Raw genomic sequence first — 12,822 nt, forward strand, 5'->3', positions numbered from 1 at the left:
CCAAAAACAGCAGAAATTTACTACACATCAGCTCTAAAAAACAAGAAGGTGATATGCATGAAACAAAAATCAATTTTATTCCCTTGTCTGCTGCTTGCCGCTTCTGTATATGCATGGCTAGAAAGCGGCCAAGCCGAACTGTTTTCAGGGCAGGATCAATGGCCTGTTCTCCTCATTTTGTTAGGCGCAGCCTTTGTATATCAAGGAAAAAAAGAAGCCGTTACACCCCATTTTTTTATTGGTTTGCTTCTCTTCGGAATCGGTTTACACTTTTTTGCCAAGCCGAAATGGGTATGGTGGCCGGATGATTTTGAAATGCTCCTCTTTATGATCGGCTTCTCACTTCTCGTTTCAGCCGTTCAAAAAAAAGAATATGTATATGAAGCTGTGTCGATGATTTGTTTTTCCCTGTTTTTGTACTTTTTCAAACAAATTATGGCATGGCTTGAGTCTGCGCATATTCCAACAGCGCTTCTGAAGGAGTATTGGCCGTTTGTCTTTATTGGAATCAGTTTATTGTTATTATTGATAAAACGAAAAAAATCTATACGATAAATAAAACCGGTAGAGGATCCTCTACCGGTTTATCATTTTTTTGATCGCTCCCCAAGCTTCGTCTTTTCCCTTTTTCGTTTCTGAGGAAAAGAGAATCAGCTCGTCTTCCGGATCAATATTTAATGTTTGTCGGACAACCTTCGCGTGTTTGTCCCATTTGCCTTTCGGGATCTTATCCGCCTTTGTAGCGATAACAATAACAGGAATGCCGTAATACTTTAAAAATTCATACATCTGTACATCATCATTAGATGGCGCATGCCGCAAATCAACGATCTGCACCACAGCTTTTAATTCCTCGCGTGTCGTGATATAGGTTTCAATCATTCTGCCCCATGCTTCACGCTCAGACTTTGACACTTTGGCAAAACCGTAGCCCGGCACATCCACAAAATGCAGCTCATCATTGATAATGTAGAAATTAAGTGTTTGTGTTTTTCCCGGCTTTGATGACGTTCTCGCAAGATTTTTGCGATTGATTAATGAATTGATAAAAGACGATTTTCCTACGTTCGATCTTCCGGCCAATGCGATTTCCGGAAGCCCCCCTTCAGGGTACTGTTCCGGTTTTACTGCACTGATCACGATTTCTGACTTTGTGACTTTCATTTCTTCTCTCCTACTAAGGCATGTTCCAAAACCTCGTCTAAGTGGGACGCCAATATAAATGTCAGCCCCTCCCTGACGCTTTCCGGAATATCCTCTATATCTTTTTCATTATCTTTAGGCGCAATAATGGTCGTTAATCCCGCTCTATGTGCGCCAAGCGCTTTTTCCTTTAAGCCGCCGATCGGCAGCACGCGCCCGCGAAGCGTGATTTCCCCAGTCATGCCGACTTCACGCGAAACCGCCCGTCCCGTTAAAGCAGAAACAAGCGCTGTTGCCATCGTAATACCGGCTGACGGACCATCTTTTGGCACCGCACCCTCTGGTACATGTATATGAATATCATACTTCTCATGAAAGTCAGGTTCAATGCCAAGTTCTTCTGTTTTGGATCGCACATAGCTGAATGCAGCCTGAGCAGACTCTCTCATAACATCTCCGAGCTTTCCTGTCAGGATTAATTTCCCTTTCCCCGGAGAAAGCGATACTTCAATCGACAGCGTATCTCCGCCAACGGTTGTATAAGCAAGCCCTGTCACTACACCAACCTGATCCTCTGTTTCAGCTTGTCCATATCTGAAAATACGTTTTCCGATAAAGTCTTGAAGGTTCTTCTCAGTAACCGTAATCCGTTTTCGCTCTTCAGCAACAATGGCTTTTGCAGCTTTACGGCAAATCGCGGCAAGCTGGCGTTCAAGGCTTCTCACACCAGCTTCTCTCGTATAGTAGCGGATAATATCAAGAATCGCCTGATCACGCAGCTGCAGGTTGCTTTTCTTCAGCCCGTGTTCTTTGATTTGCTTTGGAAGCAAGTGATCCTTTACGATTTCAAGTTTTTCTATTTCTGTGTAGCCTGCGATATTAATAATTTCCATTCTGTCTCTGAGCGGACCCGGAATTGTGGCCAAATTGTTCGCCGTTGCGATAAACAGCACTTTGGATAAATCAAAGGTTTCTTCAATATAGTGATCACTGAAGCTGCTGTTTTGCTCTGGATCAAGCACTTCAAGCATAGCGGATGATGGGTCTCCTCTAAAATCAGATGACATTTTGTCAATTTCGTCTAATAAGAAGACCGGATTCAGCTTGCCCGCTTTTTTCATCCCTTGAATAATCCGTCCAGGCATTGCTCCGACATAGGTCCGTCTGTGTCCGCGTATCTCTGATTCGTCCCGAACTCCTCCGAGTGAGATTCTGACGAATTTGCGTCCCAAGCTTTTTGCAATTGATTTGGCTAAAGACGTTTTTCCGACACCTGGAGGTCCTGCCAAACAGAGAATCGGGCCTTTCAGGGATTTGGTCAGCTTCTGGACAGCCAAATATTCTAAAATACGTTCTTTTACTTTTTCAAGCCCGTGGTGCTCTTCGTCCAAGAGACGTCCTGCTTCTTTCAAATCAAGCTTATCATCTGTTTCATCCGTCCACGGAAGAGCAACCAGCCAGTCGATATAGTTGCGGATCACAGAGCTTTCCGCAGAACTTGACGGAATTTTTTCATATCTGTTCAATTCTTTAAGCGCTGTTTCCTTCACATGATCAGGCATGCCTGCTTCTTCGATTTTTTCCGTCAGCGTCTGAACTTCGCCAGTTTTGCCTTCTTTATCGCCAAGCTCTTTTTGAATCGCCTTCATTTGTTCTCGCAAGTAGTATTCCTTCTGCGTACGCTCCATCGAACGTTTGACGCGCTGGCCGATTTTTTTCTCAATCTCCAGCACTTCTTTTTCATTATTAATAAAATCAATGACCTTGTTCAGCCTGTCTTTGACATCAGCCGTTTCTAAAATATCCTGCTTATCCTTTAGTTTAAGGGGCAGATGAGAAGCAACGATGTCTGCCATTCTGCCCGGCTCTTCGATATCAGTAACCGCGGCGTACGTTTCGGCCGAGATTTTTTTAGAAATTTTTATGTACTGATCAAAGTGGTCTAGCAAAGTCCGCATCAATGCTTCGTCTTCTGTATCTTTTGAATCATCTTCATGAATAAGTTGAATGTCGACCGACGTGTAATCCTCGTGTTCATTGTATTTGACGATATGGGCGCGCTTGAGGCCCTCCACCAACACACGAATCGTACCGTTCGGAAGCTTCAGCATTTGCTTAATTTTTGTATAGGTGCCGACAGTGAAAATCTCGTCTTCACCAGGTTCGTCTATCGAAATATCCTGCTGAGTGGCTAAAAATATCATATGATCATGCATCATTGCCTGTTCAAGAGCTTGAACCGACTTGTCACGTCCTACATCTAAATGCAAAACCATCGTCGGGTACACTAATAAACCTCTTAAAGGGAGGAGCGGGATGCTGCGTTTTAATTCTTCTGCCATGTGACTGACACCTCCGTGACTTTAGTATGAACCATTATAATACAACTTTTTCATCCTTGTACAATAAACGGCATGGTTCCATTTTCTATAAAACAGTCTCCTCGTAGTATACCCTTTCTTTCTGATATGAAAAAGGAAAAGATGTCCTTCATGAAAAAAACCCTATTATCAAAATAGGGTTTAAACAGATTCTTTATTGATTTCAATATGAAACGGTTTTTGTTCCGTTGGCGGATTCACTAAAATTTCATCAAGCACTTCTTGGAACGTCTTCACTGCAATAATCTCGATCCCGTCAATCTGCTTTAAGATGGCCTGCTGATTTTCATATGGGATAATCACCTTTTTCGCACCGGACTGCTTGGCCGCTTTTATTTTCGGAATGACGCCTCCAATGGGTTTCACAAGACCGTTCAGGCTGATTTCGCCCGTCATCGCAACGGTATTGTCAATAGGAATTTTGTGTATCGCCGAGAAAATCCCCGCCGCCATCGCAATGCCTGCTGACGGCCCATCAATCGGAATCCCTCCTGGGAAATTGATGTGAATATCATAATCAGAAGGCTTCATTCCCATTGTCCGGAGCACGGTTAATACATTTTCAACCGAACCCTTCGCCATGCTTTTTCGTCTGATTGATTTTGATTGGCTGCCGATGCTTTCTTCTTCAGCTATTCCTGTGATGTTAATTGATCCTTTATCTTGAGCCGCGGTTACACTCACTTCGATTTCCAGAAGCGATCCGCTGTTAGGCCCATAGACTGCAAGCCCATTTACAATGCCAACCTGTGGTTCAACACCGATTTTTTGCTCGTGCTTTGGAGTAAGCTGACTGGAGTGAATGACCCATTCAATATCCTCAATCGTAATGTCTTTCCGATTCTCCGTTACAGCCATCCCCGCTGCGATTTGAATCATATTGACGGCTTCCCGCCCGTTCCGCGTGTAGCTGGTCAAAAGATCTAGGCCTTCTTCGGAGATATTTTTTTCAATTTTATCCGCTGCTGTTTTAGCAACCGTTTTCAGCTCGTCCTTTTCAAGCTCGCGGAAAAAAACTTCCAAACAGCGGGACCTGATAGCTGGCGGAATTTCGTTTGGCATTCTCGTGGTCGCGCCAATCAAGCGAAAATCAGCCGGCAGCCCATTTTGAAAAATATCATGAATATGATTCGGAATTTGTGTATTTTCCTCACTGTAATACGCACTGTCTAAAAAGACTTTTCTGTCCTCAAGCACCTTCAGCATTTTATTCATTTGAATAGGATGCAGCTCCCCTATTTCATCAATAAACAGCACACCGCCATGGGCATGGGTGACAGCTCCCTGCTTCGGCTGCGGAATCCCAGCCTGTCCCATCGCTCCGGCCCCTTGGTATATCGGGTCATGGACAGAGCCGATGAGCGGATCGGCAATTCCTCTTTCATCAAAACGGGCTGTTGTCGCATCGAGTTCCACAAAGACAGCCTGCTCTTTAAACGGTGATTGTTTATGTTTTTTTGCTTCTTCCAACACAAGCCGCGCAGCAGCCGTTTTCCCAACTCCCGGTGGCCCATAGACAATCACATGCTGAGGATTTGGCCCGCATAAAGCCGCCTTTAATGCTTTAATGCCGTCTTCCTGTCCGACGATATCTTGAAAGCTTTTGGGGCGGACCTTCTCAGATAATGGCTCGGACAAGCTGATAGCGCGCATTTTCCGAAGCTGCTCCATTTCCTTCTTTGATTCTTTATCTATTGTGACCTTTTGTGTCCTTTGATTTTTAAGCAAATTCCAAAAATACAAACCGATGATGATCCCAAAAAACAGCTGAATAAATAACGCGATCCCTGTCCAACTCATGGTGGTCCCTCCTGAAAAACAATTTATGTATCCAATTCATTCCTCTGATTGCTAGTATCTCCCATAGAAGACGGGAATAAACGTTTTTCCGGAAGAGTTGCATGCAAAAAAACCTCCTGAGTGTTACCACTCAGGAGGTTTGTACTTATCTTTATGCAGATGTTTTATCTTGGCTTACCTCAGTGCCGTCTTTTAATAAGAGGCGAGGAGGCTCTCCGTGTGTCACAGTTGCCCCGGTAATTACACATTTTTCAATGTCATCACGAGAAGGCAGCTCAAACATCACATCAAGCATGATGCCTTCAATGATAGAACGGAGTCCGCGTGCTCCAGTCTTGCGTTCAATTGCTTTTTTAGCAATTTCAGAAAGCGCTTCTTCTTCAAACTCAAGCTCAACGTTATCAAGCTCAAGCATTTTCTTGAATTGCTTAACAAGAGCGTTTTTCGGTTTTGTTAAGATCGCAACCAATGCTTCTTCGTCAAGCTTTTCAAGGCTTGCAATAACCGGAAGACGTCCGATAAATTCAGGAATTAACCCGAAACGGAGCAAATCTTCAGGAAGCACTTTTGAAAGAAGATCTTCTTTCTCAAGATCAGCAGCTTTATTGTCGGCACCGAATCCAATCACTTTTTGGCCTAAACGGCGTTTGATGATTTGTTCGATACCATCGAAAGCTCCGCCGCAAATGAACAAAATATTTGTTGTGTCAATTTGAATGAATTCTTGATGAGGATGCTTACGTCCACCTTGAGGCGGCACGCTTGCCACTGTACCCTCAAGAATTTTAAGCAATGCCTGCTGTACACCCTCACCTGACACGTCACGTGTGATAGACGGGTTTTCAGATTTTCTAGCCACTTTATCGATTTCATCAATATAGATAATGCCTTTTTCGGCTTTTTCCACATCATAATCAGCAGCTTGGATGAGCTTCAAGAGAATATTCTCTACATCTTCACCCACGTATCCAGCTTCAGTCAAAGATGTAGCGTCTGCAATCGCAAACGGCACATTTAAAATGCGAGCTAATGTTTGCGCCAGAAGGGTTTTACCGCTTCCCGTAGGGCCGATTAATGAAATATTACTTTTTGAAAGCTCAACATCATCAACTTTGCTGTTGGAGTTAATGCGCTTATAGTGGTTATACACAGCAACAGCAAGTGATTTCTTCGCTTGATCTTGGCCGATGACATATTCATTCAAAATTTCGCGAATTTCCTGAGGCTTTGGTACGTCTTTAAATTCTACTTCTTCTTCTGTTCCGAGTTCTTCCTCTACAATTTCAGTGCAGAGTTCGATACATTCGTCACATATATATACACCAGGTCCAGCTACAAGCTTACGAACCTGATCTTGTGTTTTTCCACAGAACGAGCATTTTAATTGTCCTTTTTCCTCGTTAAATTTAAACATTCTTTCACCCCTTAATCTTGTCTCACTTTTTCTTTTACCGGCAGAGCAAAAGAAAATGATTCTTGAAACGAACGAGTATGTATTGCATTTTACCATACTTTCCAAAAAGACGGTAACAATGTGTTTCTGACTTGCACATTCTATATGTATGACAAAAAACAGCCCTGCATTAACTATATTGCCCCAAGAAAAAGAGATAACTCATAATTGTACAAAACAAGGCACGAATGATTCGCGCCCTGTTTTATTAGTACTATTATTATGCACCATATTAACGGTTTTCTACAAGAAAATCAATTGCTTTGCGAACTTTTAAATCTTCTTTCATCGCGTCAGTAGAACCGATGGCTTGTTTAATATTTTCAACAGGCATGTTGTATGCTTCAGCCATTTTAGTAAGCTCAGCATCAACTTCCTCATCTGATACTTCAAGGTTTTCCGCTTTCGCAATCGCCTCAAGAGTCAGGTTAGATTTTACGCGTTTTTCAGCATCTTCTTTCATTTGCTCTTTTAACGCAGCTTCATCTTGGCCTGAGAATTGAGTGTAAAGCTCAAGGTTCATGCCTTGCATTTGCAGACGCTGTTCGAATTCTTTCAGCATGCGGTCAAGCTCAGTGTCGACCATTGCTTGCGGAACATCGATTTCAGCATTTTCAGAAGCTTTCAGAACAAGCTCTTCACGCAATTTAGCGTCAGCTTCGTTTTCTTTTGCTTCTTCTAAACGTTTCTTAGTTTTTTCAGTTAATTCAGCGAGTGTTTCCACTTCTTCATCGATATCTTTTGCGAATTCATCGTCAAGCTCAGGAAGCTCTTTCGCTTTGATTTCGTGAATTTTCACTTTGAACACAGCTGGTTTGCCTGCAAGATCTTCAGCGTGGTACTCCTCAGGGAATGTCACTTCAACATCCTTCTCAGCACCTGCTTCAAGGCCAACTAATTGATCTTCGAAGCCAGGGATGAATGAACCAGAACCTACTTCTAGAGAGTAGTTTTCAGCTTTTCCGCCTTCGAAAGCTTCGCCGTCAACGAATCCTTCGAAATCAAGAACAACTGTGTTTCCTTCTTCAACAGCGCCTTCTTCTTTTACAACAAGCTCAGCTTGACGCTCTTGAAGCGCTTTTAGTTCGTTTTGAACATCTTCGTCAGTTACAGTTGTGTCGTCTTTTTCAATGCCTAAGCCTTTGTAGTCGCCAAGCTTCACTTCAGGTTTTACTGTTACTTTCGCAGTGAAGATTAAGCTTTCGCCTTTTTCGATTTTTTCAACGTCGATTTCAGGACGGTCTACAGGCTCGATTCCAGCTTCTTCAACCGCTTTAGGGTATTCTACAGGAAGAAGAATATCCAAAGCATCTTGGTAAAGAGCTTCTACGCCAAAGCGCTGTTCGAATAATCCGCGAGGAATTTTACCTTTACGGAATCCAGGAATTGAAACTTGTTTTACTACTTTTTTAAATGCATCATCAAGTGCTGTTTTAAACGTTTCAGCATCAACTTCAACCGTTAAAACGCCTTCGTTGCCTTCTTGTTTTTCCCATTTTACAGACATGTGTTTCCCTCCAAAAATCTATTCAGGTTGTGTCGGTCTTCCATTCTAAAGCAATCATTCGGCTTCGTCCAATAAAAACAAAGCTGCCAAAGATCAGAATCATTATGTATAGATGTTAATAATGAACTGCAAAGCCTGTCCAACCGTATTTCTTATAACCCGTTATACACAAATACAACCACTATATTATAACATAACACATAGCGCTTTCAACTATATGGCGCGATTTACAAATAAGAAATTTCTTCAATATCTTTTAACATTGTGCAAGCTTCATCGAGTTCTCTGTCGGTAAATTCATACATCATATGAAGTTCTTCTCTTTCAATTTCAATTCCGTGCATCTCGTAACCGACTTTATGCAGGGCAGCCGCCCAAAGGTCAGCCGACAGCAATTTCGGCTGGAACGGATATAAAACGTACAAATGTCTTCTCCACAATTCTTCTACTGCCGCATATAAGGTTGGATTTTCATTTCCAAGTGTCTCATCCAGCACCCTGAGAACACGGTGCAGAATCGGGGCGGCATCAGGCGGAACAATCTCAGACGGTTCAATTGTCAACGACTCGCCAAATTTACTAATGTGCACAGGTTTACTGTACTCATGCTCAGCCAACAGCATGACAATCATCGTTTTGATAATCGGATGGGCTGAGGGGTCTTGGAGGATTGTTTTGAGCAATCCTGTATACTTTGCTACGTTACGGTCTTTTAAGGAATGAATGAGATTCATTTGCTCCTCAGGGCTTGCCAGCACTTTCTCGGTGTCAATTGTATCCTCATATTCTTCAGCCCAAGCCTCATCCTCACGATCCGGATCAGTCATTTTCCGGCTGAAATCCAGCAGCTTATAAAATTGCTCGGCGCTTTCTGCCGGCAGCTGATTTTCTTCCAAAACGGCTTCAATGGTGCTTTTGACTTCTTCGTATTTTTTGAGCTGAATTAAGATGGTCATGTACACCTGCAAAACCGTAAAATAATGGCCATAACCTTCTTTGAGCATCTTCTCGCACACGCTTTTTGCCTCTTCCATCTCGCCCAGCTCTAAAAAGCAGATGGCCATCCCTAAGTGAAGATCGGATTCAGTATCATCATATTTCATCGCTTCTGAAAACAGTTCAAGCGCTTCTTGATACTTTTTTTCCTTTAGTGATGACATCCCTTTTTCCACAAGGCGGTCTTTCAGATGAGGAAAAGGAATAATTTTTGCGTTCTTCTTGTCATGCGTCATACCTATATTCCTTTCAGGCATTTATTTTGTTCAAGTGTATCAACACCTGTGAACAAACACAAGAAATGAAAGGTTTCACCAGGCAAAAAAAGCCGCCGGACAAATACCGGCTGCTTTTTCAGGCTTGAAGCCAAGAGCTTCTTTGTGATTCAAAATGCTTTATTTCATCTTCCAGCAGCAGCGTTAATGAAATTTCATCATATCCGTTGATCAGCATCTCTTTCCAATGCGGGTCAACTTCAAATGAAATTTGATTGCCTTCACTGTCATGAATCAGCTGATTTTCAAGGTCAACAGTCATTTGCAATGACTTGTTTTCATACTGGCCGACAAGCTGTTTCCAATTGTCATATGGCATGCGGATCGGAAGCATGCCGTTTTTAAAGCAGTTCTGATGAAAAATATCAGCAAATGACGGCGCAATGATAATTTTAAACCCATAATCATCAAGTGCCCACGGAGCGTGTTCCCGCGATGACCCGCAGCCGAAGTTTTCTCCTGCTATTAAAATGGAAGCTCCTTGATAAACAGGCTGGTTTAATTCAAATTCAGGGTTCGGTTCACCATTCGCATCATATCTCCAGTCAAAGAATGCAAAACGCCCGTAGCCTGTTCTTTCAATCCTCTTCAAAAATTGCTTAGGAATAATCTGGTCTGTATCCACATTGATCCGATTTAATACGGCCGCTTTCCCCGTATGTGATTTCAAAGGTTCCATCTCGCGCACTCCTTACACAACTGTTTTTTCCTGATAAAACTTTCTGACATCAACGAAGTGTCCGTGAATGGCAGCCATCGCAGCCATTGCCGGGCTGACGAGATGTGTTCTTGCACCTTTTCCTTGTCTGCCCTCAAAGTTGCGGTTAGAGGTTGATGCACAGCGCTCTCCCTCAGGAACAACATCATTATTCATACTCAAACACATGCTGCAGCCTGACTCTCTCCATTCAAATCCAGCTTCCAAGAAAATTTGGTCAAGCCCTTCTTTTTCAGCCTGAAGCTTCACGCTTTGGGATCCGGGCACGACGATGGCCCTTACGCTGTCAGCTACCTTCTTCCCTTTGATCATGTCAGCAGCCTGTCGAAGGTCAGTCATGCGGGAATTTGTGCAGGAACCGATAAATACGTGCTCCACTTTAATGTCTTCAATTTTTTGATGAGGAGTAAGTCCCATATATTCATAAGCGCGAATCGCTTCTTTTTTGTCATCTTCTGCAGAAAAGCTTTCCGGCGCAGGAACTTCAGAATCGACAGGAAGAACCATTCCCGGGTTAATGCCCCATGTCACCATAGGGGAAATTTTGTTGCCGTCAAGGACAATAGATTTATCGTAAACAGCGCCCGGGTCTGTGCGCAGCGCCTTCCATTCCTCTACGGCCTTGTCAAATTCTTCGCCTTTTGGCGTGTACTTGCGATTTTTGCAATATTCAAACGTCACCTCGTCAGGTGCAATCAAACCTGCTCTTGCTCCTGCTTCAATTGACATGTTACAAACGGTCATTCGTTCATCCATCGTCATATTTCTGAATACTTCCCCAGTGTATTCAATGACGTAGCCTGTGCCGAATTTCACACCGTATTTGCCGATGACAGCAAGGATGACATCCTTTGCCGTTACCCCTTTTTGAAGCGTTCCATCTACGCGCACTTCAAGTGTTTTTGGACGCTGCTGCCAAAGTGTCTGTGTGGAAAGGACATGTTCAACCTCACTCGTCCCGATTCCAAATGCAAGAGCGCCGAAAGCGCCATGTGTTGATGTATGACTGTCCCCGCACACAATCGTTTTCCCTGGAAGCGTTAAGCCTAGTTCAGGTCCGACGACATGGACAATCCCTTGATCCACACTGTGAAGATCGGCAAGGCGCACGCCAAATTCCTCACAGTTTCTTTCAAGCGCCGTTACCTGGCGTTTCGCAACTTCATCCTTTATCTCAAAACGATTGACAGTCGGGATGTTGTGGTCCATTGTCGCAAATGTGTTTTGGGGTCTTCTGACCTTTCTTCCCTTTTGTCTCAAGCCTTCAAATGCCTGAGGAGACGTCACCTCATGAATGAGGTGCAAATCAATATAGAGAAGATCCGGCTTTCCCTCACCATGTTTTACAATATGCTGATCCCAAATCTTTTCGATGATTGTTCGAGGCATCATCTTTTATTTCCTCCCTCTACCTAGAGCTAAGACCGCTTAACGTAAGCTGTCACACATTAGAAATTGTATTTTCACTCATGATTGCTGCCTTAACTTCCTCTGTAATGGCCTGAGTGCTGCTGAACTCTTCACCCCGTGCCAAATCTTTTGTTCTTTTCCCAGAAGCCAAGACTTTGTTTACCGCATCTTCTACAGCTTTCGCTTCCTCTTCAAGCCCGAAAGATGTTCTCAAAAGCATTGCCGCTGACAATATGGCTGCGAACGGATTTGCCATCCCTTTACCGGCAATATCAGGCGCGGAGCCATGAACAGGTTCAAACAGATGAAGACCAGAGCTTGATAGGCTGGCTGACGGGAGCATTCCGAGCGAGCCTGTAAGCATGGACGCTTCATCGCTTAAAATATCACCGAACATATTTTCAGTCACAACGACATCAAATTGATTCGGTGCATAGATTAGCTGCATGGCCGCGTTATCCACAAGCATGTGCTCAAGCTTCACATCAGGAAATTCTTGTGCAACGTCCTCAGCCACTTCACGCCACAGCCGGCTTGATTCAAGAACATTCGCTTTATCTACAGAGGTCACTTTGCCTTTTCTGGCTGCCGCCATTTTGAAACCCTCTCTGATCACTCGTTCAATTTCCGTTCGCTTATAAAACAGTGTATCTACTGCTTCCTGCTCACCTTCAGTGTTTACATAGCGTTTGCTCGGCTGGCCGAAATACAAGCCGCCTGTGAGCTCACGAACGATAACGAAATCAACATTATCTATATATTCTTTTTTCAAAGGCGAAGCGTCAGAAAGGCTTTCAAATACCTTCACAGGCCGTAAATTCGCAAACAAATCAAGCTGTTTTCTGATGCTGAGCAGCCCTTTTTCCGGTCTCAGTTCCGAAGGATTTTGATCCCATTTCGGTCCGCCGACAGCACCAAGTAATATCGCGTCTGCATTTTTACAAGCAGCAACGGTTTCCTCCGGGAGGGGGTTATGATGTTCATCAATAGCCGCCCCTCCAATCAGGCCATATTCAAATTCAAATTCATGGTTAAAGCGTTCGGCAACACTTTTCAGTACGTCTGTCGCTGATTCTAATACTTCAGGGCCGATCCCGTCTCCGGGCAATAGAGCAATACGTTTCTTCAAGTTAACCGTT

The 12,822-nt window shown here is 43.6% G+C and carries 10 protein-coding genes; 1 reads left to right on the forward strand and 9 read right to left on the reverse strand.

The features are described from left to right. The first annotated feature begins 57 nt into the window (after nt 1-57). Nucleotides 58-555 (forward strand): hypothetical protein, encoded by a 498-nt coding sequence (locus FB592_RS14870; RefSeq protein ID WP_103803770.1) that lies wholly within the window; start codon nt 58-60, stop codon nt 553-555. A 21-nt stretch (nt 556-576) separates the two neighbouring features. Here the strand turns inward: FB592_RS14870 and yihA are convergent, their stop codons facing one another. The 9 genes from yihA to leuB form a co-directional block, all read right to left on the reverse strand. Next, nucleotides 577-1,164, reverse strand: a complete 588-nt coding sequence (gene yihA, locus FB592_RS14875; RefSeq protein ID WP_003229621.1) for a ribosome biogenesis GTP-binding protein YihA/YsxC — start codon at nt 1,162-1,164, stop codon at nt 577-579. Continuing rightward, a complete protein-coding gene (gene lon / locus FB592_RS14880; protein WP_003229618.1) occupies nt 1,161-3,485 on the reverse strand; it encodes an endopeptidase La in 2,325 nt (774 codons plus the stop codon). Before lon ends, yihA begins: the two co-directional genes overlap by 4 nt. 180 nt (nt 3,486-3,665) lie before the next feature. After that, entirely contained in the window at nt 3,666-5,324 is a 1,659-nt protein-coding gene (gene lonB / locus FB592_RS14885) for an ATP-dependent protease LonB (RefSeq protein WP_014477564.1), read from the reverse strand. A 151-nt stretch (nt 5,325-5,475) separates the two neighbouring features. Beyond that, nucleotides 5,476-6,738 (reverse strand): ATP-dependent protease ATP-binding subunit ClpX, encoded by a 1,263-nt coding sequence (gene clpX / locus FB592_RS14890; RefSeq protein WP_003229613.1) that lies wholly within the window; start codon nt 6,736-6,738, stop codon nt 5,476-5,478. A gap of 271 nt (nt 6,739-7,009) precedes the next feature. Continuing rightward, a complete protein-coding gene (gene tig, locus FB592_RS14895; RefSeq protein WP_014480469.1) occupies nt 7,010-8,284 on the reverse strand; it encodes a trigger factor in 1,275 nt (424 codons plus the stop codon). 227 nt (nt 8,285-8,511) lie between these two features. Next, on the reverse strand, nt 8,512-9,516 hold the full coding sequence (gene ddcA, locus FB592_RS14900; protein WP_103803769.1) for a DNA damage checkpoint antagonist DdcA: 1,005 nt from the start codon (nt 9,514-9,516) through the stop codon (nt 8,512-8,514). 118 nt (nt 9,517-9,634) lie between these two features. Then, a complete protein-coding gene (gene leuD / locus FB592_RS14905; RefSeq protein ID WP_021480251.1) occupies nt 9,635-10,234 on the reverse strand; it encodes a 3-isopropylmalate dehydratase small subunit in 600 nt (199 codons plus the stop codon). Between the two features lie 12 nt (nt 10,235-10,246). After that, complete coding sequence (gene leuC, locus FB592_RS14910; RefSeq protein ID WP_003229604.1) at nt 10,247-11,665, reverse strand: 3-isopropylmalate dehydratase large subunit; 1,419 nt, start codon at nt 11,663-11,665, stop codon at nt 10,247-10,249. Between the two features lie 49 nt (nt 11,666-11,714). Continuing rightward, a complete protein-coding gene (gene leuB, locus FB592_RS14915) occupies nt 11,715-12,812 on the reverse strand; it encodes a 3-isopropylmalate dehydrogenase (RefSeq protein ID WP_014477570.1) in 1,098 nt (365 codons plus the stop codon). Nucleotides 12,813-12,822 lie beyond the last annotated feature (10 nt).

The sequence above is a fragment of the Bacillus sp. SJZ110 genome (genome assembly GCF_006715455.1).
GTDB classification, from domain to species: domain Bacteria; phylum Bacillota; class Bacilli; order Bacillales; family Bacillaceae; genus Bacillus; species Bacillus subtilis.

Bases quoted from the DNA above. Each gene is read 5' to 3' on its own strand.
- FB592_RS14870 (WP_103803770.1), top strand. From the start codon at position 58: ATGAAACAAAAATCAATTTTATTCCCTTGTCTGCTGCTTGCCGCTTCT.
- lon (WP_003229618.1), bottom strand. From the start codon at position 3,485: ATGGCAGAAGAATTAAAACGCAGCATCCCGCTCCTCCCTTTAAGAGGT.
- tig (WP_014480469.1), bottom strand. From the start codon at position 8,284: ATGTCTGTAAAATGGGAAAAACAAGAAGGCAACGAAGGCGTTTTAACG.
- clpX (WP_003229613.1), bottom strand. From the start codon at position 6,738: ATGTTTAAATTTAACGAGGAAAAAGGACAATTAAAATGCTCGTTCTGT.
- leuD (WP_021480251.1), bottom strand. From the start codon at position 10,234: ATGGAACCTTTGAAATCACATACGGGGAAAGCGGCCGTATTAAATCGG.
- leuC (WP_003229604.1), bottom strand. From the start codon at position 11,665: ATGATGCCTCGAACAATCATCGAAAAGATTTGGGATCAGCATATTGTA.
- lonB (WP_014477564.1), bottom strand. From the start codon at position 5,324: ATGAGTTGGACAGGGATCGCGTTATTTATTCAGCTGTTTTTTGGGATC.
- ddcA (WP_103803769.1), bottom strand. From the start codon at position 9,516: ATGACGCATGACAAGAAGAACGCAAAAATTATTCCTTTTCCTCATCTG.
- yihA (WP_003229621.1), bottom strand. From the start codon at position 1,164: ATGAAAGTCACAAAGTCAGAAATCGTGATCAGTGCAGTAAAACCGGAA.